The sequence below is a fragment of the Bradyrhizobium ottawaense genome (assembly GCF_002278135.3).
Classification (GTDB): domain Bacteria; phylum Pseudomonadota; class Alphaproteobacteria; order Rhizobiales; family Xanthobacteraceae; genus Bradyrhizobium; species Bradyrhizobium ottawaense.
This window is the reverse complement of sequence record NZ_CP029425.2, coordinates 7,106,982-7,130,488: the sequence shown is the minus strand read 5'-3', so window position 1 is coordinate 7,130,488 and position 23,507 is coordinate 7,106,982. Positions and strand designations below refer to the sequence as shown.

The following is a 23,507-nucleotide window of genomic DNA, read 5'->3' as shown; positions in this document are numbered from 1 at the left end:
AGCGGATCGACGAGCTGATCACCGCCTGGCCATTCCTGGGCTCGCGGCGAATGACCGCGATGCTGAGGCTGAGGGGCTTGCGGTCAATCGCAAGCGCGTGCAACAGTTGATGCGCAAGATGGGCATCGCCGCGCTGGGACCGAAGCCGAACACGACAAAGCCGGCGCCGGGCCACAAGATCTCTGTCCCGATCTGCTGCGCAACATGAACGATCGACCGGCCGAACCAGGTGTGGGCGGCCGACATCACGTATCTGCCCATCGGCCGCGGCTTTCTCTATCTCGTCGCCATCATCGACTGAGCGAGCCGTGCGGTTCTGGCGTGGCGGCTGTCGAATACGATGGACGTCTCGTTCTGCGTGGCGGCTCTGGACGAGGCGCGGCGACGTACGGCACGCCGGAGATTTACAACACCGACCATGGCAAAGGCGTTCTCCGATCGCATCCGCCAGCGCGCTTCCGCTCGCGGTTACAAATGGCATCTGGACGAGGTCGTTATTTCGATCGCGGGCGAACAACATTGGCTCTGGCGCGCTGTCGACCAGAATGGCTTCGTTCTCGACGTCTTGATCCAGCCCCGAAGAGACTCGCGCGCTGCGCAGCGGCTCATGAAGAAGCGCTTGAATCCGCCGGCACGCCGCTGCGCGTGATGATCACGGACAAGCTCCGTTCGTACGGCGCTGCGAGGGCGAGCATGGGCTTTCACGTCGGACATCGCCCGCACAAAACTCTCAACAATCGCGCCGAGAATTCTCATCGGCAGACGCGGCGACGCGAGCGGATCATGAAGCGTTTCAAAGCGCCCCATCAGGCTCAACGGTTTTAGTCAGTTCACGATCAGGTCGCGAACGTTTCCGCATCCCCTATCTCGGAGCTGTCGCCGCCGACCTCCGTCGTGCTTCGCGCGAACGAGCCTTTGCGACTTGGCGCGAAATCTCCGCGACAAGCGCTATCGCCGAATCTCGGACCTTTGAAAATCGCCTCCTTCGTCTCGGCGGTCGATTAAGTTGACGATGCCATCCATGCGTCGCCCACACGTTCTTCCTTGGCCTTCTTGCATCATGGCCGACGAAGACCGAGATGCAGCCCGCAAAGCTGATCGGCCGCTACGGCAGGACGTTCTGGTGTGTTCGAGGTCAGACATACGGCTTGCCTCAACAATCGCTAGCCTTGTCGCGTAAGCGACATAGCTATCGGAAGCCGTCGGGAATGCGCATCGCTTCGCTGGCATGGAGTCTGCTCACCACCAGGGGCGTAGAAGCGACGCCACGACATCGAACGTCGTTGCGGATGGCGCGCACATGTGTTGTTCGTGAGGTGATATGCGACCTGGAGTTCTTATACGGGGCGCGGCAGCAGTTACGCTTGCCGCTTGCGGTGGCGCGAATTCGGCGGATCTCGATCCAGCGGTGAAGGTTTCATCCGACACTGTGGAGCTGGACCGGGAATTATATTGGCGTGCACGGCGGTGGCGGCTATGCCGGACATCTTCAGTGACCCCTAGGCCCATCTATCTATGGCGACGTCGTCCATACCCCTGCATCCCTGGCCGGGGGCCAGAGCGGTGATCACAGCTTTAGACCGTGCCGCCCAGTCGCCCACTCAGGTGTCTGGGAGATCGGAGCCTGATTCTGGCCCAAGACTTGCGTGCAACGTTTAGGACGCTTTGTGCGCAAGGGTCAGTGCTGGGCTTTGGAGGAGACACTGAACGCAGCTGCGCCAATTTCGTGAGGTCAACCCCAGCCTCCGTTATCCCCACACAACGAGGACGAGTGAACGATCATGTACAAGCTCGGCGCTTTCATGCTTGCGCTGCTGGGTCAGCAGGGATTGGCAGCCGCGCAGGCTCCGGCCGACAACATTGCAAAGCCGCTGCTGGTGCCGTCCGATTACGAGCGAGCGCTAACGATCGGCGCTCAATATAACCAGCTCACTGTCAATATGCCCGACGTTCCGTTCTGGCTCGCAGAGGGCGAAGCGTTCGTCTACCGACGGACGACTCAAGGCAAGCACCAGTTCATGCAGGTCGATGCTGCCACTGGCGGAAAGCAGCCGGCTTTTGATCATACCCGCCTCGCGGCGGCGCTGGCCAGGGCAAGCCTCGAGAACTATAAGGCCGACAATCTGCCGTTCGACCGTTTCGAGCTGGCCGACGATGCTCGCATGATCACCTTCAACATCGACAACACCCGGTGGACATGCGACCTCGTAAGCTATGGCTGCACAGCCAATGCCATGCACCCGGACGTCCATCAACAGATGGGCTATGACCCCACTCCGCCCGCGGAGAACGATCCGGAGAACACAAGCATATCCCCTGACGGCAAATGGTTGGCCTATACTACAAAATACAATATCTTCCTGCGCAGCGAGGACGGCTTGCAGGACATCCCTTTGACCTGGGACGGATCGGAAGGCAACTACTATGCTTTCTCGACGCTAAGATGGTCTCCAGATTCGCGTCACCTCGCGGCTTACCGCATCCGTCCAGGCCACAAACGTCAGATCCACTACATCGAATCGTCCCCGACGGACGAGCTTCAACCTAGATATTCGACGATGACGTATCCGAAGCCGGGTGATGCCTTGTCGCTGCTCCAGCCGGTGCTGTTTGACATCATCATGCAGAGCAAGATTGAAATCGACAATGCTTCCTTTCCAAATCCCTACCACCTTTCGCCGATCAAGTGGTGGAAGGATGGTCGCGGGTTCACCTTCGAGTATAATCAGCGCGGGCACCAACTCTATCGACTTGTCGAGGTGGAAGCTGCTGCGGGTAAGGTGCGCTCTCTGATTGATGAGCGCAGCATTACCTTCATCGATTACCAGCCTCTGGTGATGGACCAGCAGAAAACTGGAAAGTTCTTCCGCTACGACGTTGAGGACGGAAAGGAGATCATCTGGGCGTCCGAGCGCGATGGATACGAGCATCTGTACCTCTTCGATGGCCGAACCGGCGAGCTCAAAAACCAGATCACTAGAGGAGATTGGGTGGTTCGCGCGGTCTACTACGTCGATCCGGTCAAGCGCCAGATTTGGTTTGGTGCGAGCGGGAGGGACAAAGGGGAAGATCCCTATTTTGTCCATGCTTACCGTGTCGACTTCGATGGGAACGGACTGACCGCGCTCACTCCTGAACCGGCCAACCATCACATTGAGTTTTCGCCTAACGGCCGCTACTATGTCGACCTGTGGTCACGCATCGATGTCCCGCCGCGCTTGGCGCTGTATCGCGCCAGTGATAATGCCGAGCTGATGCAGGTTGAGAGCGCCGATATCTCGGAACTCATCGCCTCCGGCTGGCAGCCGCCCCTCAGCTTCCATGCCAAGGGCCGGGACGGCGAGACCGATATATGGGGGGTTATTCACAAGCCCCTCAACTTCGATCGAAACAAGAGATACCCGGTGGTGGAAAACATCTATGCCGGCCCTACGGGTTCTTTCGTTCCGAAGTCGTTCTCGGCCTTGGTTGAGCCGCTCACCCAAATGGGGTTTATCGTCGTTCAGATCGATGGAATGGGTACGAACAATCGCTCGCGCGCGTTCCACGACATTGCCTGGAAGAATTTAAAGGACGCCGGCTTTCCCGATCGGATTCTATGGCTTAAGGCGGCGAGCGCGAAGTATTCATGGTACGATATTTCGAACGTCGGCATTTTTGGCGGGTCCGCCGGCGGGCAGAACGCGGTGAGCGCGCTGCTCTTCCATTCTGATTTTTACAAGGTGGCGGTGGCTAACAGCGGCTGTTACGACAACCGGATGGACAAGATATGGTGGAATGAACAGTGGATGGGTTGGCCGGTTGGTATCGAATATTCGCTGTCCTCCGCCATCGACAACGCCCACAGACTACAGGGTAAGTTGATGCTCGTTGTCGGCGAAATGGACCGCAATGTCGATCCGTCCTCTACCTTCCAGATGGCTGATCGGCTCATCAAGGCAGGAAAATACTTCGACATGCTTGTGGTACCCAGTGCAGATCACGGAGCGCCCGGCAATTATAGCGAGCTCAAGCTTCTGGACTTCTTCGTTCGCAATATTCTTGGGCAGATACCACCTAACTGGAACGCCCTACCGATTGAGCTGCTGAAACCCAATTAAGGGCCATGATTGCGCGAAGAGCTATCATCATTTAGGTCCAACGCCGTGGCGACTCGAACGAGCGCCCTCCGATTTCGCTTGTCTCTCAGCATTAGTAAGCAAAAGCACAGTCATCTATGACTCTTTGGGAGTTTTGGGACAGGCGCTGAACCTCCTCCGAATGAGTGGACACCTGTAGTAGGCTCATTGAGCCCGGAGGTGTCGAATGGAACGTCAACGTCGGTCATTTACCGAGGAGTACAAGCGCCAGGCCGTCGAGTTGGTGGTGTCCAGCCGTCGCACGGTCACGTCGGTGGCCAAGGAGCTCGGTCTGCGCGACTCGGTGCTGCGGCGCTGGGTCGACAAGCTCCGGCAGGAGCCGGCATCGGCGAGGTGGCGCCCCACCACGCAGGTGACGCCGATGTCGGCGGACCAGGCTTCGGAGATCGCCCGGCTGCGCCAGGAGACCGAACGAGCGCGACATTTTAAAAAACTGTCCAGAGCCGTTGCACGCTGCGCGGGTTAGAAACAGCCTTGTGCTATTCTCTGCGGCCGGGAGGGCAGCGGCCGTCAGCTTATTGGAGGCGCAATAGCTTCTTCCATACCTTGAAGACCGAACTCGTTCATCATCGCAACTACAAGACCCGCGCCGACGCCCAGCGTGATATCTTCGCCTTCATCGAGGGCTTCTATAACCGAACAAGGCTCCATTCCGCCGTGGGATATATCGCCCCGATCGAGATGGAGCTAAACGTCGCCTAAACCCGTCTAATTTTTTGGGGGAAGATCATACGGGACATTCACCGTTCAGCTGTTGCTGCCGCTAGCACCCCTGCCGGTTAAAACTCGACGGCGTTCTCAACATCGAACCAAGCATTGGGCCGAGGCTCGTCAGCTTCTCGGAAGCTAGCGCCCCATTCTGAGATCTCTGGACACTTGACCAACGCAATGCCTTCGAAGCGGCTCTTGGCTCGGCCGGTAAATTGCAAAGGTGAGTGTCGATTTCGCCGGGCTGTTGTTTTCGAGCGCGTCAATCAGCTTCTCGAACTGAACCCTCCGTAGCTCGCGCGGAGGATCCGAGCTTAGCTCGGAGGTTGAGAAACCTCTACGTTCTCCAATGAGCGTGGTGAGTCGATCGTTAATAAGCCGAATTGGGCTGAACTGGACAGTTGAGCGTTGGCCAGAGTGAGAGCAGGAAGAGGGACAAAAGGTCTCTGAGCCAAGCCAGGACACGGCGAAGGTTGTGGCCAACGGCCGAGAGGAGAACGTTAGCGGCATCTCCGGCGCGGCCTTTGAGATAGCAGCGGCCAAGGTGACCTTCGTTCTTCATGTGTCCGATGATGGGCTCGATGGCGGAACGGCGGCGTAGCTCGCGCTTGATGACGCCGAAGACGCCGCGCTTCTGGCCCGAGATGAAGACGCGGCGGGGATTTTGTGTGTCGTGGCCGCGATATCCCTTGTCGACATAGGCCCGTTCGATCGGGCAGCCGGTGAGGCTCTCGGTGCGCTCGATGACGTTGCGAAGGGTGTGACCGTCGTAGGGGTTGTCCGGCAGCGAGCAGGCGTGGAGCACGAACAAGCCGCCCGGAGCTCTTTGGTTGTTGGTGACGATGGAGGCCTTCACGCCGAACTCATAGGGCGGCGGCCTTGCCCTTGCCGATGCACTCGACCTCCGGAGCATGGAAGGAATACAACTTCCAGCCGCGCTGGCGCTGCTGCTGCGAGCCGATCTGGGTGGCTCGGCTCAGCGGCAGGGCGAATGCCCCCTCCAATGCGGCCTGGCCCTCGGTCTTGCGGCGAATGTCGCGGATGATCCGGCCCAGCCGGCTGCGCAGGATGCGCAGCTGTCGCTGATGCCGGTTGAATTGTTTGGCATGAGCGTAGCGGCCCGCCATCATCGCCGCGCTTTTGGCCACGCGAACATAGGATTGCCGGAGCCTGACCCCGTGCTTCCTCGCCAGGCGGTTCAACCCGCGGATCGCTGCATGCAGCAGCTTGGCGTCGGTCGGGAAGCTGATGGCCTTCGGTTGGACGGTCGTGTCGACCGTGACCCGCTTGAGGTCCTGGCTGCGCAACGCACCGCTCGCGTGCGCCACGCGAAGGCTCTCGGCCAACAACCGCTCCAGCTTGTCGCCGAGCCGCTTGCGCCAGTGGCTCAGGTCTGAGCGCTCATGCGGGAAAACGTGCTGGAAAAACTCTTCGCCGGTGAAGAACTGGAAGTACGGATCGTGGACCCAGCGCTCGCACACCCCCTCGTAGATGTGCTTGAGCAGCAGCAATCCGATCATGAAGCGGGTCGCGATACCCGGCCTGCCGTTGTCGCTGTAGAGCGGCGCGATCTCGCCGTCGATCCAGTCCCGATCGACCCTGCCGGCGAGCAGAACCAGCTCGTGTCGCATGTTGATGATCTGGTCCAGCCGGGACCGGAACAGATCGTTCGAGCCTGTCGTCCTGTGCTTCTTTGGTCGCATCGGTCCCTCCGATGCAGCACAGAATCACGGTTCGCAGCGGCAGGGAAATCCAAAATCGAAATTGCAGGTTTTTGCTGTGAAGCCCCAATCCCCTGCAATCTCAAATGCCGCCGCAACCGGAAAACAGACTCTCAATCAAGTGCTTGGAGGCTTGTTCACGGACAACTGGTGAGGATCAGAACAATCGAGCCATGGAACCTGACAGGCACTCCAAATCCAGCGTTGACCAGCCCGACGAGAAGCTTCGCGGCCGAGCGAGGCCCTGACCCTACGCGTCGGCATAGCAATCGTGGACCGGTTCATCATATCGTTTTACAGCTTAAGGGAGATGCAGTGAATCGTGAGGGGCTCTATTCTTCGATGTCCGCCGGATAAATTTGGAAATGCGGCAAATGATGATCGAGGACGATAAGGGGATTCGCCCCGGCATCGAAACGATGCGCGGGTTGCCTGCATTTTATGATGGTGCAGTCGTGACGACATCGTCGCTCACGAATGTAAGTCTATGTGTCGATCTGGACGCGGCGAAGCAGTTGGATCGATTACAGCCGATGATCGAACCGATAAACTACACGACGCTTTGGCAGCTGCAACCTGTGTCAAACAGTTGAAGTTCGATGCGGTTTCTCCTTTTCGCCCGATGAAGTAGTCTACGAAAATCGAGCGATGCAGTCGTAGCGCATATTTAAGCTATCTAATGCGGAACGAACGCCGCATAAACTTCATCGGCTCCACTAGGGTTGGCGCGATTATCGCCGCCGCTTCGGCCAAATATCTCAAACCATATATGTTGGAGCTTTGGGCTCGACGCCGTTGATTGTGCTCAACGACGCGGGCGAAAAAAATGACAAGGCTGGCGCGAGCGCCAAGCAAAGGAGACAGGCGAGGGGTGTGGCCCTGCGAAGTGCACACCGCAGTTTTCCTTATTCGCGCGGGAGGGCCACTGGCGTGGAGCGTCGGTCGAGATAGCCACCAGGGAACGCAGTCAGGGGAAGGATTGGCGTATATGGATGCCATAACGCGAGCCCAACCAGCCGCGCGTCAAGCCGTACGATCAGTTTGCGGGCGATCATGTTAGCTATCGCCTCATCAATCTCGCCCTGCATTACATTCGCCGCGCCCGGCCGATCGCACAGGCGAGTTTCAGGCGAGCCTTCGTCCGCGGCCAGAAGAATTTCTCGCTCGAGGCCTCTGACGCGGTGTTCGCGCTCGATTGCTATGGCTCGCGTGTCCTCGACTATGATTTCGTCGCCGTTGTCCTGCATCGACAGCATAGAGAAAGTCGGCCCCCTCCAGGCTTTCAGCCAGGCATCGATGCCCTTGGCGACGGCATTTAGCCCCGGGCGGTTTGAAATGGCCGCCGACATCGTGGTCTTCGCTGTCTTCGAAGTAGTATACCTGTTCCGAGAGATCGCGCTCCGACAGCGGATACACGTAGCGATAGGGGGCGGCCGGGAGCAGCTTCAGTCCATGTTTCTCAGCTGTGTAATGATAGGGGCTGTAGCGCTGGTATCGCAAGCGTACCGCAGGTCCCGGCTGCAGATGATGCAGCAACGGCAACCAAGAGGCCATTTCCGCATACCATGCATCACACTCGCCGGGAAAGCCCCACAATAAACTCCAACTGACCCGCACGCCGTACTGACGGCACCACTTCAACAGCTGAACATTGTGCGCTGAGGTCGTTCCTTTGCGCATCAGCTTCAAAACACGAGTATCCAGGCTCTCAATACCCGGTTGAATCCAGCGGACGCCGGCGGCAGCCAGCTTTTCCACTTCGTGGCGCTTCAGGTTGGCTTTGACCTCAAAGAAGATCGCGAGCTTCTCGGGTAGCGCGGTGAGGTGAGGGAGCGCCTTTTCAAGGTAGTCAATGGCCATAATATTGTCTACAGCTTCGATGCGCGACGAGCCGTAGCGCGCCGACATCTCAATCATCTCCGCTGCGGCCTGCCCCGCGGGCTTCTGGCGGTAGGTCATCGATCCGCCGTTCAGCCCGCAAAACAGGCAATGACTGCGCTCGCCCCACCAGCAGCCGCGAGAGAACTCCATCGGCAGCCCAGCATGGATGCGGTCGGCGTAGAGCGACGCCTCAACCTCCGCAAAATAGTCCGAGAAATCCGGCAGCGGCAGGTCACGCATGTTCTCGATCACGGCGCGGGGCACTAGCACTACTTTGGCAGAATGTGTTTTGGCCGCTGTTTTTCAAGGATTTGCTTTCGGCAATATGGGCATTGCTGAGGCGGCGGCCGAAGGATGAGATCGACGATGGCATGGCGTACGGCGGGCATGGTTGGTTGAGGCGGAGGCCCGTTGATTCTTTTTTTTCCGCCCCGCGTATGCGAGGCGACGATGTTGCAGGAAGGCGTAGGCAATCATTGTCATAAGGGCGTGGCGATGAAGACCTTGCCATGATCGCCCTTCGAAGTGATCAAGTCCAAGCTCCTCCTTCAACTGTTGATGCGCCTGCTCACAAATCCACCGTGCCTTGATGGTGGCGGCCAGCGTGCGCAGATCCGTCGTCGCCGGAAGATTGGCGAGATAGTATTTGCTCTCCCCGGAGGCACGTTGCTCGCCAATGAGCCAGACTTCGTCGCCTGGGAGATGCTGCTGACCTTTATCCCATATCCGCTGCGGAGGGCCGTCGGCGGTGCGGACACGGAGGGCAGCAAATCGGGCTTTGAGCCGACCTTTCGTCCCGCTACGCCAACTCACGGTTTTCCATTTGGCGCTGGCCAGCATTTGTTCTGCCGCAATCGATAAGATATCGGGCACGTGGTGCTTTCGTGGTTTGCCACGGACTTTGGTGATCGGCCAAATGAGCTTCACATCGACGGGATACACTTTCTGGTGCCGAGGGATACCGACCGCCCAGGCCAGCCCGCGCTCTGTTAGCCCTTGTCGAAACGGTGCGCTGAGGCCGTATCCTGCATCCGCCAGCACACATCCAAAGCGCATGTTGGCTGCCATCGCGCGGTCAATCTCGGCCAAAGCGATCTCCGGCTTGGACCGTGGCGTTCGGTGTTCGATTGGCACGCGAGCGCGCTTCAAACGGGGCATGTCGCTTGTCCAGCTGTCAGGCAGAAAGAGACGTAACGCGACCATCACTGGCACTTCGCCGCGCGCAAGCGTTAAAGACACCAGCGTTTGGCAATTTGCAGTTTTACCGAGAGCCGATGCGTATTGCGCCGCAACACCGACCGATCGCTCACCCTTCTTCGGCAGTGAGGTGTCATCAATAACCAGCACCGCATCCCTGCCGCCGACGAGTCGGTCCGCCTGGTTGAGCAGCTCTGTCTCCAGCGGCGTCGCGTCCCAGACACCGTCGGCAATGAAATGGTGCAACTGGTCGTAGTTGCTCGTGACAAGGCGTTCCGCCATCGGCTGAACGCTCTTGCGATCGCCAGGACCGATCAATCCCGCAACATACAGAGGACACATCCGCTGCCGGGTCTTATGACCCAGCCGGTCCAAGAACGGCATCAGCCAGCGTTCGAGTTCGTCTTCCCATCCCGGCATGGTCAGCCCTCCAAGAGCCGACCACCCATGAATCATTGAAAAATTGATTCGGGAATCCTATAAAACGCGGCAAAATCAACAATCTGCCAAAGTAGTGCTAGGGTCCAGACTCAATTGAGCCAATATGCGACGAGAGCGGCGAGATGAACAGCGGCCAAAAAATTACGGGCGAGCTTGTCATATCGCGTGGCGATGCGCCGGAAGTCCTTGAGCCTGCAAAAGCAGCGTTCGATGACATTTCGTCCTTTGTAGGCGCGTTTGTTGAAGCGATGGATGACGACACGGTTAGATTTATTGGGGATTACGGGCTTGGCGCCACGACGAATGATTGCGCCGCGAAGCTTGTCGCCATCATACCCTTTGTCGGCGAGGAGCACGCTCATGGGTGGCGCGAGCGCCAGGACATCGGGAGCCGCAGCGATATCGGCATCCTGGCCTGGAGTCAGATGCAGGACGACCGGCCGGCAGAGCGGATCGCTCAGCGCATGGATTTTTGTCGTGCGGCCTCCGAGCGAGCGGCCGATTGCTTGATTGTGCTCCCCCCTTTTCCGCCGGAGGCACACCGGTGAGCTTTAATCGAGGTCGAGTCGAGCGACAGTACGACGCCGTCTTCGCCAGGCTTGGCCAGCGCTTCGAAGATTGCGCACCATCGTCCTCGCTTGGCCCAGCGATTGAAGCGATTGTAGATCGTCGTGTAAGGGCCGTATTCACGTGGACAATCACGCCATCGTGCACCCGATTGCAGCATGTGAATGATGCCGCTGACGATGCGTCGGTCGTCGTCCCGATCCGGCCCCGTCAGTCCCCTCGGCAGATGCGGTTCGATACGCGCCCATTGCCTGTCGTTCAGCCAAAACAAACCAGCGCGCATTCTCTCGCCCCCGAATCAACACGTAGGCAAGAGAATCACGTGGCGCTATTTAGGTACAGACCCTAAGTCGCGCGTCGACGCCGCGGGATAGCCGGCCTCGCGATGCGTCGGGCCGAAAACGCCAAATGGCAGGTCAGCAGGCGGGATGTCTCTGCCGCGATTTAGGATGTCCCAACACAGCGGGCCGATCAGTGCGTCGGCCTCGCCCGACACGACATAGTCGACCCATGGGAAACGCGCGTGAGTGCTGCGCCCCATTACCGACTCGCAGTTCGCTCCACCCATGAGGGTGACAAGATCAAGTGAGCGCTCGCTCAGCCGGCGCAGCAACGCGAGCGAGGGGACATGCTGGGTGAAGGTCGAGCTGCACCCGACCATAGCCGGCCGCTTCGCCAATATCTTGTCAGCCGTCCAGTCGATAAACCCGCCGATGAGCGAGCGCAGCCTAAGGAAATTCGCGCGACGCTCGGCCATACCTTTGCCTGCGTGTATCGGGTTGCGCTCGAAATAGAGGTCGAGGAAGGCGTTTTGTTCGGGTTCGAAGCCGGGAAAAGCAATGCCCGCGAACAGCCAATCAACCAGTGCCTCCTCTGGCGGGCAATTCTCAAGAGGTCCATAGTCGGCGATGCCTATGTATTCTAGAAACCAGATGTTGGCATATGCTATGGTGGATTGCAGTCCAGCCTGGGTCAGCGCTGATTTCAGCAGACCAAGCGCCAGTGACGGCCTTTCGACTGCCGACACAGGCATGTTGACTAGGACGATTGGCACAGCGATACTCATAATCATTCCACGTTATTCATGATGTGCGCACAGGTGCGTTCGCCATGCCATAGTCTCATGCGCCGGACGGCAAAGTGAATTCTGCGCGACTCCTGACCGGAGCCGTGAACGTGAAGTCGCTAATTCGGCTAGTGGGCAGCCCGCTTCGAGCCACGATTTCCGCGTCACGTTCGTTGCCCGGCGACTGGACGGCATGAGCAAGCAGAGAGTGCTGGAGCCGAACGGGGAATAATTGCCTGCACGCGGCTCCGCTCTGGTATTTAGCGGCGCCACCCTCGAGTGAGACTCGCTGTTTTTCATCATTGATGAACGGACTGACGTCGTCATTCACATGGACCTATCAAAGTTTCAGGCGCGTCGTCGTCCGCTAGCAGGGATCACCGCCAGTGCAAGTTGCAGTGGCGCGCCACGAAAAGCCACGACCTCTCCGGAACCAGCGGCACCGTCGTCTGGCAGAACCATTTGATTGACCACTGGGCGGGGCAAGCCATTCTCGACTTAACCGCGTGCGTCCCAGTCGTGCACCGCTGATGCCCGAAATGAGGGCTTGGCTCGAAGCCGCAAGCGCGGAACCCCGCTGGTCTTCTTTTGTCACGCCGGTTGTGCACGCCACGAAGCCAGGGACCGTGGATGCGGAGCGGCATGTCATCGCGCTCAGCACTGCTGGATGGTGGGATGCTGCTGTCGCTTGAGGCTAAGTAGTGCCTCAATGCGAATCGGCACAATCTGCACCCGTATGGGAGGACGCGTGTTTGACTCCTTCGATGCGCCTCGTCGTCCAGTCACCGGTCTGCCAGATGAAGCAGTCGTCGAGGTCTTCTTCGATCAGCCCGGTCATGTACAACTGATCGAGCAAGTCGGCGACCCCAAGGAGGGTTGTTCCGTCAGCTGCGACCCGAATAACCAGCTCCGACATTGTGCAGTTGCCGTCCGCGATCAAAGGGCCAACGGAAATCGGGGCGATGTCGTCGAGCACGCGGTGTTCCATGTTGCGTGAGCGAAGATGAAAGCACCGGTTCCCTGCCTTATATTGCAGGTCCCTGCGGAAGCGGATCGGCAGGTCATGGGCTGGGCTCTCGAGCATATACTGTTCGATCATGCTCTGCAGCCCGCCCCGGAAACCGTCAGGCGTGCTGAAGAAGCGTTCACCCAGAATGCGGGTACCCGAGAGGCCAGCGATCGCTACCCGGCACCGGCGTCACCAGTCGTAAACGCCCCTGCCGCATATTTACGAGGAAGCCGGAAACGCAGGCGATCGTCGTGTGATTGCGTTCCAGAAAGGCGATTGCACCGTCCTTGTTAGCGCCCCTGCGCTTCTCCTTCCGCTCGCGCGCGCGCCCGACCATGGCCTTTGCTGTCTGCGCCTCCTTGCCCTGCAGGATGAGTTCGACTCCTAGCAACTCCTCAGGCGAAAAGGCCGTGTGAATCTGATTAAGATGGGCCCTGCTCAGCACGGAGAAACGATTCGTCGTCGTGCGATATAGATTGAAGAGCCCGAGCACGTGCCTGGTGAGTGCCGGATCCTTGAGTGGGGCTGCGGTTGTTGTTTGCGGTAACGCGCCCGTAATCTGATAGTAGTCGAACAGAAAGCGATCGTAGTGTGGGTTGTCCATAGGATCTGTGGCCCAGTAGCAGAAGCCCGTGCGGACTGCAGAACCAAACATTTCGCTCGCGACACCAACCACGCCCCGCCAAAGCGCTGCATGCTCTTTGCTATGTCGTAATAGCCTGTAAAGCGATCGGCCGAGAGGCCACAGAACCAACAACCGACGCTGCAGCCTTCGCTTAGCTCGAAAGCGATTATGGGGTGCGTGAGCGACGCCGCCGACACGCCCAATTGGTCATTGCAGCGCCGGATTTGCCGCTCGCGCCAAGCATGAAAGCGAGGATTGATCGTCGACATCTCGCCTTCGTCGCGCAAGAGGTCGCGATGACGCATCATCTCGCGGAGATACTCATCCCACATCACAGCCAGCGGCCACGGCGCAGACTCCGGCTTGAAGCGGTATTGTTGGTAGCCACCGCGCCAGAGCGGCAGCACCTCCATTGGATCCACATTGATGCCGTACCGCTCTGTTACCGCTCGAGGGGTGGCGATTGCCTCCGCAAGCGCCCTGCGGAACTCCTCGTCACCGACTAACCGCTCCATGAAGCGTTTGAGATGCGATAGCGTGCGCAGTTGCTCCGGGGTACGCCGGTCAAAAATCTGTCGGTAGTGCTCGGCGGCAGCGTGTGTCATTGACGAAGCTTACTTCATGTTTTCATCGCACTTCATCGCACTTCATCGCCTCCTCGAGCAACCACCCGATGCGGTCAGAGCGAAGGCATGTCAGACCTCGGCCACGACCGCTACAATAACAACCACAACAACTGCAACGGGCTCAACTGCTGTGGCGTGGTCAGAGGCCGCTTCCGCGGCTTGCGCGCCGCTCGTGGCCACCTCTGCAAGGGCCTGAACAGCGCCGGTCGAGATCGTATCACTCGAATTAAAAGTGCCACCGGCGAGCGGTTTAGTCGTCAACTTCTGTCGAGCTCGAATGCAACTTTTAGCTTCATCAGGTGTGAAGCTGTAGCCGAGGCTCTTTCCGATCGCGACAATCGATGCAAGGCCGGTAGCAATTGGTTTTACGCGTTCAAGCAGACCACCGTCGTTCCCCAGATCGTTGACGAATCGCTCTACGTCAGTTCGCGACACAGCCAGTCTCCGTGCCTTTGCTCAAAGTCGCCAAATCATCCATCTCGGGCTCACAAGCGATTGGTGCCGACGCCGTTAACAGGGCAAGAGGCGTGCCGAATTGAAGATTGCTGATTTTTCGTTTTTCTGACCCTGCGTATCGTCCACTTGGTGACACTTTGTTGCCGAACTGACAATCGGCCCGCTACGCGGGACGAGGTTTTCGTTGACAGTATCCAAACGGAGCAGGTTCTTCACGGCTGCGCCACAACGACGGAGGCAATCCGTCGAACAATACAAAATAGTCAAGAGAGCCTGGGGGCGCTGTCCAAGCGTTATGGATCAATCCGAAGACCGTCGCAAAATGGAAGAAGCGCGGTTCGGTGGCCGATCTTCCGACCGGCCCGAGAGAGCCAAAATCCACCAGTTTGTCGCTTGAGAAGGAGGCCATCATCGTCGCCTTTTGCAAGCATGCGCTGCTGCCGCTGGATGACTATGACTGCCTTTATGCTCTCCAGGCGACAATCCCGCATCTGACACGCTCATCGCTTTATCGCTGTCTTCAGCGCCATGGCATCTCACGGCTTCCGACGTGGAGGATGGCAAGGGCGTAAGGCGCAAGTTCAAAAGCTATCTCGGATACTTCCACATCGACATCGCCGAGGTTCGCACCGCGATGGGAGGGCTTTATCTCTTCGTCGCAATCGATCGAACCTCGAAGTGCGCCTTCACCGAGTTGCACGAAAAGCCACGAGTGTCACAGCCGACTTCTTGCGGAACTTGATCAAGGCAGTCCCTTACAAGATCCACACCGTTCTGACGGACAACGGCACCCACTCACCGACCCAAGCGGTGGGAGTTGGACTGTGGCCGATATCAAAGCCATGATCGAACGAAAGCAACCATTTTGGGCTCATGCCTTCGAGGTGGCCTGCGCCCGCAATGATATCGATCGTTGCCTGACCAAGCCTAAGCATCCCTGGACCAACGGCCAGGTCGAGCGGATGAACCGCACCATCAAGGAGGCCACAGTCAAGCGCTTCCACTACGACACGCATGACGAGTTGCGCAGCCACCTCGCCGACTTCGTCCGCGCCTACAACTTCGCTCGCCGGCTGAAGACCCTGAAGGGCCTCACGCCCTACGAATACATCTGCAAATGCTGGACTTCCCAGCCAGAACGATTCAAACTTAATCCGCTCCAGCAAATGCCGGGACTAAACACCTAGTTTGGAAACGCAGTCGCTGTTGGAGCTTGCATACGGACGGCGCGGGCCGCTCGCCGTCGAAGGAGAGCGGCAATCGCCGTTCTTGAACCGGGCCCGTTTCTTGAGCCGCTGGTTGGCTGCTTTCGGGCAACGCTCCCTGTTGCTGATCGCGCTGCTGCTCCTCTGGTAGGCAGCTTCCAGGTTTGGTTTGGTAGATCCGGTCTTCCTGCCACCGTTCACGGAGGTCATCGTACGCTTGCGCAAACCGGCGATCATTCACTACTCTTGAGCACAGCCAGCGAATTCACACGGCGCTTTGCGCCATCAGCAATCGATATGGCCATCTTCTCCGGAAATCCTTTTGGAAGCGCATTCAGCACCTGATCTATGGCCTTTGCGGCTGTATCGCCGAGCTGCTGGATGACAACCTTGACTGTTTTGTCGGGTAGACCGCAGCTTTTCGCAGTCTGCACGAAATGTCGGCCGAGAACCGTGTGGACGATGTAATGCCGGTTGCTGCCGATCGCCATGGCCAGCTTCATTTGGTTTTGGCTGATCTGTCCAGCGTCCAAGCTCGGTTGGGTCGAAATGATGTCGTAAAGCGGTGCAAGATGAAAACGACCGCCCGGCGCCAAATGAATGCTAAAATTCTTCGCGTGGCCATCGGTGGCGGCAAGCAGCCAGAACACGATCTGCGCCTTGAAGAAAATGGCCTGGTCGTCCTCAGGCGTATCGCTGCCCTTGAGGAAATCCGAGATTTTGCGGATGCCGGGTCCGCCATCGGATTCATACTTTCGCGCGGGTGGAACGGACAGCGCCTGGCAGCAGTCTTCCTGCGGCAGCCGCAACAGGCGGCCGTCGCGCGTCCAGATGCGATCGAACCGCTCAACTGCGAGCACGCGGCGCCCGGCGAAATCGATGATGCTTGATTTGGCGACAGGCAAGCCGAGTGCCGCAACCAGCTCAAGGCACAGATGCTCGTTTTCAACGCTGCCGGTCAGGTCGATTCCGTTCGGCAACTTCCCGATCTGCGGCTTGATAATGTGCGTAGTTGCGGTCGTGCCATGAGGCACGTGCCACTTGTCTTTCCAGTAAAGCAGCGCTGTCTTTTCCTGCGCGCCCGCGAGAGAAATGCGGAAGTCCTGGTCGGGGCCGATGCCGAGCGGATTGCTGGCAAGGTTGCCGAGAATGGCGGCGATCTCCTGATCGCTAGCGGCGCGGCCATCAATGGCGCCGGCGCCCCCGGGTGCGGCACTGTCGGGAAGGAATTGCAGCGCCCCGATGCAATCGCGGCCGATGGCGGAGAGCAGGCTGTAAGCATCGGCGCCATCAGCATGCGCGCGTTCGGCGACGCGTCGGCGGATGTCGTCATTATCGGGCAGAAGATTGTCAAAAACAGCGACGACGGGATCGCCGATATAACGATCCTCCCGCAATGGCAGCGACACGGAAACGGGGATGGCATTTTCCCACGCGAGCCACTGCTTGTCATACTGGAAATCGATTGCGCCACTGCTCTCGCGCCGCAGCCGCCCGACCAGCCGTGCGTTGAGGTAGACGTTGAGCGGCGCACGGGCAGGGCGACGCGCCATCAGAACAGATCCTCAATCGCTTCAGCCGTCAATTTGGTGCGCGGCCGGATGACCAGCTCGAGGTCGAGCGCGGCCAGCGCATCCATCAAGATGCGCAGCTGCGTTGCAGGTTCACCGGCCTCCAGCTTCGAGACCGTCGCTTGACGCGCATGCATCTTCTCACCGAGGTCCCCCTGGGTGAGCTTCTTCTGCCGCCGGTAGCGCCTGATCCCGGCGCCGATTTGCTGGGGGGTGCGGGCAATCGTATCCATAAAGGCATGATACGCAAACGCGTATAATTTGTCAATATACGCGACCGCGAATATCTACAGATCATACGCTTTCGCGTATACTAGGCATATTGAAATTACTAAAAAGCTAAAGCTGATGATCGATGTAGAGCTGGGCTCGAATCTGCCGGTGGGCGAGAGAGCCTCCTCGACATGTCGAACGTTCGTATCACTATCGTGCCAAGCAACTCCTTGTATCCATTTTGCCGCAATAGTAACAACAACAAATTCAATGACTTGAGGCCGGATTGTTCCCGATCTGAGACCGGACACTAGCTCCGATCGGACCTTTGGAGTCTCGACAGCGATTGAGCTGGAAAGCTATATTAGAACATACTAAGAACTGATCTTCCGGTTGTGTTTTCAAGACCCACTCTCACTAACATTTTGCCCGGCAGGCCGTGCATTTAGTGCCGCCAACTCAGGATGAGGTCGGGCCCAGGAGCCGCGTCATTGACCTTGTTCCGCCATTTGCATGACGACGCCTTTTTAGCTTTTTCGCGCGATCACAAGCACCTGTACGCAGCGTGTCTGCTGGATCTGCACGAACGCTTCTTTTCAGGCGCGCCGTCGTTCCCGACGCCGCAGCAGGTGGTCCACGCCATCTACGACGTCATGCGCGCCAACCCCGTCCTCTGGAACGAGGGCGATGATTTCGGCAGCCTGCCGGAAATGATCTCCGCGAGACGCCGCCGGATCCGGAAGGCCGACGTCGCGCTCGCTTCCGAGAAGGGCGACAAGGCGCTCGGTCTTGCCCGACAACTATACGCCCGGCTGCTCGTCTGGGGATGGCTTGAAGAGGAGGAATACGGGCTTCGCGTCACTGTGGACATGGCTATGGGACCGCTGCTCGTGCTGCAACGGCTCGCGAGCCTCAACAAGGATCTCTCGCAGCGATTCGGCGGCTTGATCGTGCAAATCCGCCTCAACCTGGAGGCCGTCGAAAAACTGAGGCCTGAGATCACCGACCGCAAGCAGCGCGAAGCCGCGCTCGCCGTCCGCGAGGCGCGCAATCAGGCCGACCAGTTCACTAAGAGTCTGCGGGCCATTCTGGCCGACCTGAAGCGCGTCCGACGGACCGTCATGGAGTCGAAAACAGTCGCTACCCGGCTCGAAGCCTTTTTCGAGGAGTTCATCGAACAGCTCCTGCTGAAGGACTTCGAGTCCATCCTCACCGTCAACCATCCATACCGCTTCCGCGACGCCATCGTCGATCTCGCGCGGAGGATCTCCTACAGCCCGGAAACCATGCAGGTCCTCGCCGAGGAGTACATAGCTTCCAGCATGGCAGCCGACATCGAGGACGGTCGAATGGCCGCGGCCGACGACCTGCTGGCTATCGAAAGCATCTTCGATCAGATCGGGGAGATGTTCGACAGGATCGAGGCCTTCCGCAGGCAGCTCGAAGCCCGGGTCCGCAACACCATTAAGTACGCCGAGCGGGGCGGGCAGGGACTCGTCGGCCGGGCCGGCGACCTGGTGCGGCGCCTGGATGCCTTACTGCGCGACGGCAGGCACCACAAGGCGACAATCGAATGGAGCATCGAGCCGCTGCGGTCGCCCTGGTCGGAGCACCATCAGGCGCCGGCCAGGCAGCCGCGCCGTCCCGTCGAAGCAAGGGAGCTCGCCGAGCCGCCGTCGGATCCGTTGTATGAACTGCGCAAGAAGCTCCGCCTCGAGTACATCGCTCGCATCGCGCCCCGCCCCGAGGATGTCAGACGATTCCTCGAGGGCCAGGTGCCGCCATTCGCGACCAGGGAAGCCCGCTTCATGGAAATCGATACCGTGGACGACTTTCTCGCCTTCGATTGCGCCCGCCGATATGCGCTGACAGGCGAGGTTCCGGCGCAGGTCGCGGCCGGGTTCGAACTCGAACCGTGCCCCGACACGCCCCCACACGACAGCGAATGGCTCCGTTGCGCCAACTTCCTGGTCAAGCGATCGGGCGCACTCCGGAAGGCGAGGGCGGCTCATGCTCAGTGAGTTCGAAAACGTCGAGCGCTCCTTCGGCGCGGAAAAGGCAGCCGACCTCCGCAAAGCGCAGCACTTCCTGCTACGGCGGCAGTTCGTGTTCGCGGGAGACCCCCGGACCGGGACAGTCTACAACACGATCATGGACGGCCGCTTCCGCGACGTGGTCGACGGCTTCTTCGATAGTTGCGGATACCGCGTCCACCGCGATCCGGAGGCGCAGTGGGCCGGCATCGTCGCCATGGACGAGGACGTGCCGCTGCCCCGGATGAAGCTCGACGAAACCATCGTCATGCTGGTGCTGGCGGCATACTGGCAGCAGGAGGTGAACGTCGGAGCAGTCGAGGACCGGGCCGTCGTAGTGGCCACTTTGAACGACCTGTTCGATCGCTACCGCGAGATGGCGCAACACGGCGGCGGTGGCGCGATCTCGGCCGCCCGGTTCCGGGACATCCTGCGCGAGGTCGCCCAACGCAGTTTGGTCGAGATCGGTGATTTTGACGACGAGCAGCAGGACTGCGAGATCAGGATCCGTCCGATGATTAAGCTGATCAGTGGCGGCGATGCCCTCCAACGGCTCGAGCGCTACGTCCGTAGCGAGGAGGCGCGGTTTCCGCAGCCCGCAGGAGACGAGGCATGATGGAGCTACGCCACCTGACGATGGTGAACTGGCACCTATTCGACGTCGCCGACATCGACGTGAGGGGACACGTCGGGGTCCTGGGCGAGAACCGGTCCGGCAAATCCACAATCCTCGACATGGCACAGGTCGTTCTCACCGGCGGGAGCCGGCGGTTCTTGCGCCTGAACGCGGTCGCCGGCGATAGCGGAAAATCGCGCAGCGGCTCGAAGCGCAGCGTCGTCGATTACTGCCTTGGGACGCTCGGCGAAGATCAGCGCCGGCGCGACGAGGCGCGCACCTACATCGCGCTCGGTTTCGAAGACACGGAAGGCGCCCGGTCACCGGTCACGATCGGCATGGCGCTCGAGGCGCGCAAGTCCGACAGCAGGGAGACCGTGCTGGCACTCTTCGTAGCCGTCGGGACCGTTCTGAGCTCCAAGGACTTCATCGAGCAGCGAGGAAAGTCGCAATTCCCGGCGCAGTGGGAGGACGTGCGCGCCCGGATCGTCGCAGCGGTCGGCGAAGGCAACTTCGTCAATCATCGCGACCGGGCGAGCGACTATGTCCGCGAGTACATGCGCCATCTTCTGCCGCATTCGTCCTTTGGCGAACAGAACGCCAGCGCCCTGCAGAAATCAATCGTCAACGCGATGACGCTCGATCACAACCAGACGGCGACGCAGTTCGTGCGGAACTACATCCTCGAGGACAGTCCGATCGGCATCAAGGAGCTGCGCGAGTCGATCCAGACATACCGCAACATCAGCGAGACCATCCGGAAAATGCGCCTCAGGCTCGAAGCCCTAAGGGCGCTTCGGGGCGTCCTCGCCGCGCTTGAAGAGGCGCTCGAGACCAAGTTCAGGGAGGAATGGGTCGCAAAACGCGCGACTTGGCTCGCGGCGCGCGCGACAAACCTGGACTTCAAGACCAAGCGGCGTACCGAGATGGCGCGCCGGGACGCCGCAGCAAAAGAACTCGAATTCATCGACGACGACGTCAAGGCCATCGATAAGGAGATCGAACGCCTCACGGCCGCGATCGCCGAGCACGATGCCAAGACCGGCAGAAAGTCCCTGCAGCAGACCGCCGATGTGGCCGGGCAGGCGGCGCACCGCGCCTCGGCGGACTTCAAGGCTCGCATGGAGAACATCCGTCGCCTGGAGCCGCTACGCGCGATGTGCGCGGACGGTTTCGAGGACTTCGTTCCTGCGCTTGAGCGTCTTCTGACCGCCACCGCCGGGGCCGACATCGGGGGCGTCTCCGACGAGGTCACCGCGGCCGAGAAGTCCTTCGCGGCAAGCGGCGCCAAATGGCTGCCGAAGATCGACGAAGCGCGTCAAAGGATCATCGCGGAGCTTTCCGGCCTCCGCGGCAGGCGCGACGAGGTGCTCGAACGGATCCGACAGCACGCCGCCGGAGGGGCGCGCGCCTATCTCGGCGACGACACTGAACTCCTCTGCCGCAGGCTGCGGCAGGGTGGAATGGTCCCGCGCGTACTCTGCGACATCATCGAAGTCGCCGAACCCGAGTGGGTAGGAGCCGCCGAGGCGCTCCTCGGTCGCGACCGGGAAGCCGTGTTCGTGGACAGAGCGGATATCAGCGCCGCCACGTCAATCTTCAAGGAAGGTCGCCGCGAGTTTCGCCATGCATCGCTCGTGAGCCTAAACAAGCTCGAGCAGTTCAGGGCCAAGCCGGAGCGCGGCACTTTCCCCTCGATCTTCCGGAGCCAGGATCCGGACGCGATGGCCTTCATCATGCGCCGCTACGGCAACGTCCGTCTCGCCGACACGCTCGACCAGTTCAACAGGCCCGGCCGGGCGATAATGAAGGACGGCCTCTACGACGACGGACTCGTCCGGAGCCATCGCTGGATCGAATCCTCGCAGTATAAGATCGGAAAGGCAGCCCAGGCGAACGCCCTGCGATCCCTGCAGGATCAGGCCGAGGAGCTGGGTCGGATCCTGATCGACAAGGGGAAGGAGGCCCATGCCGCGGAGCAGGCTTTTGCCGCTCTGAAGAACATCTGCGAGGGACGTAATGATCTGGGGGCTTGCGCGGCCGCCTTCGCGGCCGCGCAGACTGAGGTCGCTGAAGCTCAGGCCAGGCTCGATGCCCTCGACGGCGCGGGGGACGGCGGGCTTCGCGACAAAAAGAGGGCGCAGCAAAAGCTGAAGGAGAAGAGGCTGGAGGAGAGAAAGACACAGCAGAAGGCGTTCGGCGAGCATGACGGCGAGGTCAGGTCGGCGGAGAGGAGGCTCGGAGAGGGCGAGAACGTGCCCGGCTCCGAACTCAACCTCAGGGTCGCCCGGTCGATATACCGCAAGTTCTTCCCACTCTACTCCACCGCGAAAGGCAGGGCCGTCTACCGCGACCGCCTCGATGCCGCAGCCCAAAAGGGCTTCGCTGAGAAACACCGGGCCATCGCCGAGAAGGCCTTGAAGGATGCGAATGTGTCCGACAACGAGCGCGCCCGGATCGAGCGACGGGTCCGCGAGCTTCTTTACGATTACTTCGACCAGTTCGGGATGAGTTCGCAGGTCGGTGCGGAAAGCGAGCCGCTGCGGGAGGTGAAGCCATGGATGGAGCAGCTGATCTCGGATATCGAATCCAATGAGCTGCGCCAGTACGAAAGGCAGGCGCGGGATGCGGCGGAAAAGGCCTCTACCCTGCTGCGCGGCGAGTTCATCAACGCGCTCACGGCCCGGATCGGAAAGATGGAGCGGGAGCTGCAATCGTTGAACCGTAGCCTCTACGCACATCCGTTCCATAACGAGCGATATTCATTCCATCGCACCCAGATGGTGGAATTCCAGCCCATCCTGAAGATCATCGAGATCGCCAAAACCTCTCCGGAGGCGCTCGATATGCTGTTCCGGGGCGACGTGCCCGATGACTTCCCGCACAAGGATACGATCGTCGCACTCGAGGCGCTGCTCGAGGACCCCGACAAGGATTTCACCCAGTTCGAGGACTACCGCAACTTCTACACCTTCGAGATCCACATGGAGGATGTTGCCACCGGCCGCTCGACCCGCTGGGAGCAGCGGCGCGGCACCGGGTCTGGCGCCGAACAACAGGTGCCTATCTACGTTGCCATCGGCGCTTCGCTGGCCGCCGTCTACGGCAGCGCGGAGCGTCGTGCCGGCAAGCCCGCCGGTTTCGCGCTCGCCATGTTCGATGAGGCCTTCTCCAAGATGGACGGCAAGAACCAGCGGCAGATGATGAGCTTTTACAAAAACCTCGGCCTGCAGTTCGTGATCGCGGCGCCGTTCGAGAAGCGCGTCGCCGTGCTCGAGCACATGGACACCATCGTGGAGGTGGACCGCATCGGCGAGCAGTCCAGGGCCACTGTGGTGGAACTGAAAGAGAAGGCCAAGCGCGAGCTGATGGCCATCGATCCGGACCTGATGTCCGAAGATGAGCTCGCCACCCGTCTGGCCGCCGAGTAGCC

15 protein-coding genes and 5 pseudogenes are annotated in these 23,507 nt (G+C 59.8%); 10 read left to right on the top strand and 10 right to left on the bottom strand.

What is annotated here, in order from left to right:
* Nucleotides 1–424 precede the first annotated feature (424 nt).
* From CIT37_RS33470 to CIT37_RS33455, 4 genes and pseudogenes are all read left to right on the top strand, one after another.
* Nucleotides 425–1,005 (top strand): annotated as a pseudogene (locus CIT37_RS33470) (IS6 family transposase); the annotation flags it as partial.
* Nucleotides 1,006–1,781: 776 nt separating this feature from the next.
* Nucleotides 1,782–4,100, top strand: a complete 2,319-nt coding sequence (locus CIT37_RS33465) for a S9 family peptidase (RefSeq protein WP_095426444.1) — start codon at nt 1,782–1,784, stop codon at nt 4,098–4,100.
* Nucleotides 4,101–4,305: 205 nt separating this feature from the next.
* Nucleotides 4,306–4,605: a transposase gene (locus tag CIT37_RS33460; protein WP_011084772.1), complete on the top strand. Its 300-nt coding sequence runs from the start codon at nt 4,306–4,308 to the stop codon at nt 4,603–4,605.
* Between the two features lie 80 nt (nt 4,606–4,685).
* Complete coding sequence (locus tag CIT37_RS33455; RefSeq protein WP_014497843.1) at nt 4,686–4,841, top strand: IS3 family transposase; 156 nt, start codon at nt 4,686–4,688, stop codon at nt 4,839–4,841.
* Nucleotides 4,842–5,217: 376 nt separating this feature from the next.
* On the opposite strand, the pseudogene CIT37_RS33450 reads toward CIT37_RS33455, so the two are convergent.
* A pseudogene (locus CIT37_RS33450) lies at nt 5,218–6,550 on the bottom strand (IS5-like element ISBj2_B family transposase).
* Between the two features lie 392 nt (nt 6,551–6,942).
* Here CIT37_RS33450 and CIT37_RS33445 point away from each other — a divergent pair.
* Nucleotides 6,943–7,161: a hypothetical protein gene (locus tag CIT37_RS33445; protein ID WP_223153707.1), complete on the top strand. Its 219-nt coding sequence runs from the start codon at nt 6,943–6,945 to the stop codon at nt 7,159–7,161.
* A gap of 98 nt (nt 7,162–7,259) precedes the next feature.
* A pseudogene (locus tag CIT37_RS33440) lies at nt 7,260–7,384 on the top strand (aldehyde dehydrogenase family protein); the annotation flags it as partial.
* A gap of 309 nt (nt 7,385–7,693) precedes the next feature.
* Here CIT37_RS33440 and CIT37_RS33435 read toward each other — a convergent pair.
* From CIT37_RS33435 to CIT37_RS33405, 7 genes and pseudogenes are all read right to left on the bottom strand, one after another.
* Nucleotides 7,694–8,689, bottom strand: a complete 996-nt coding sequence (locus CIT37_RS33435; RefSeq protein ID WP_233465596.1) for a RiPP maturation radical SAM C-methyltransferase — start codon at nt 8,687–8,689, stop codon at nt 7,694–7,696.
* Nucleotides 8,690–8,752: 63 nt separating this feature from the next.
* A complete protein-coding gene (locus CIT37_RS33430) occupies nt 8,753–10,102 on the bottom strand; it encodes an IS701-like element ISBj6 family transposase (protein ID WP_038951335.1) in 1,350 nt (449 codons plus the stop codon).
* A gap of 74 nt (nt 10,103–10,176) precedes the next feature.
* Nucleotides 10,177–10,959: pseudogene (locus CIT37_RS33425) on the bottom strand (IS5-like element ISBj2 family transposase).
* A 23-nt stretch (nt 10,960–10,982) separates the two neighbouring features.
* On the bottom strand, nt 10,983–11,720 hold the full coding sequence (locus tag CIT37_RS33420) for a RiPP maturation radical SAM C-methyltransferase (protein WP_231088519.1): 738 nt from the start codon (nt 11,718–11,720) through the stop codon (nt 10,983–10,985).
* A gap of 706 nt (nt 11,721–12,426) precedes the next feature.
* Nucleotides 12,427–12,819 carry a hypothetical protein gene (locus CIT37_RS33415; protein WP_011084778.1) on the bottom strand — a complete coding sequence of 131 codons (393 nt, stop codon included), beginning with the start codon at nt 12,817–12,819 and terminating at the stop codon, nt 12,427–12,429.
* 46 nt (nt 12,820–12,865) lie between these two features.
* Nucleotides 12,866–13,384, bottom strand: a complete 519-nt coding sequence (locus CIT37_RS33410; protein WP_038951316.1) for a hypothetical protein — start codon at nt 13,382–13,384, stop codon at nt 12,866–12,868.
* A 665-nt stretch (nt 13,385–14,049) separates the two neighbouring features.
* Nucleotides 14,050–14,415, bottom strand: coding sequence for a Nif11-like leader peptide family natural product precursor (locus CIT37_RS33405; RefSeq protein ID WP_011084781.1), 366 nt, complete (start codon nt 14,413–14,415; stop codon nt 14,050–14,052).
* A 213-nt stretch (nt 14,416–14,628) separates the two neighbouring features.
* On the opposite strand from CIT37_RS33405, the pseudogene CIT37_RS33400 reads away from it, so the two are divergent.
* Nucleotides 14,629–15,623, top strand: a pseudogene (locus CIT37_RS33400) (IS481 family transposase).
* 251 nt (nt 15,624–15,874) lie between these two features.
* Here CIT37_RS33400 and CIT37_RS33395 read toward each other — a convergent pair.
* Nucleotides 15,875–17,194, bottom strand: a complete 1,320-nt coding sequence (locus tag CIT37_RS33395) for a type II toxin-antitoxin system HipA family toxin (protein WP_011084785.1) — start codon at nt 17,192–17,194, stop codon at nt 15,875–15,877.
* Complete coding sequence (gene relB / locus CIT37_RS33390; protein ID WP_011084786.1) at nt 17,194–17,445, bottom strand: type II toxin-antitoxin system RelB family anti-toxin; 252 nt, start codon at nt 17,443–17,445, stop codon at nt 17,194–17,196. Before relB ends, CIT37_RS33395 begins: the two co-directional genes overlap by 1 nt.
* A gap of 471 nt (nt 17,446–17,916) precedes the next feature.
* On the opposite strand from relB, the gene CIT37_RS33385 reads away from it, so the two are divergent.
* Genes CIT37_RS33385 through CIT37_RS33375 form a run of 3 tightly spaced genes read left to right on the top strand, consistent with a single transcriptional unit; the run spans nt 17,917 to nt 23,505 of the window.
* A complete protein-coding gene (locus tag CIT37_RS33385; protein ID WP_014497837.1) occupies nt 17,917–19,446 on the top strand; it encodes a Wadjet anti-phage system protein JetA family protein in 1,530 nt (509 codons plus the stop codon).
* Nucleotides 19,436–20,074 carry a DUF4194 domain-containing protein gene (locus tag CIT37_RS33380; RefSeq protein WP_011084789.1) on the top strand — a complete coding sequence of 213 codons (639 nt, stop codon included), beginning with the start codon at nt 19,436–19,438 and terminating at the stop codon, nt 20,072–20,074. The genes CIT37_RS33385 and CIT37_RS33380 overlap by 11 nt, the downstream gene beginning before the upstream one ends.
* On the top strand, nt 20,071–23,505 hold the full coding sequence (locus CIT37_RS33375) for an SbcC/MukB-like Walker B domain-containing protein (RefSeq protein WP_018647407.1): 3,435 nt from the start codon (nt 20,071–20,073) through the stop codon (nt 23,503–23,505). Before CIT37_RS33380 ends, CIT37_RS33375 begins: the two co-directional genes overlap by 4 nt.
* Nucleotides 23,506–23,507: the final 2 nt, after the last annotated feature.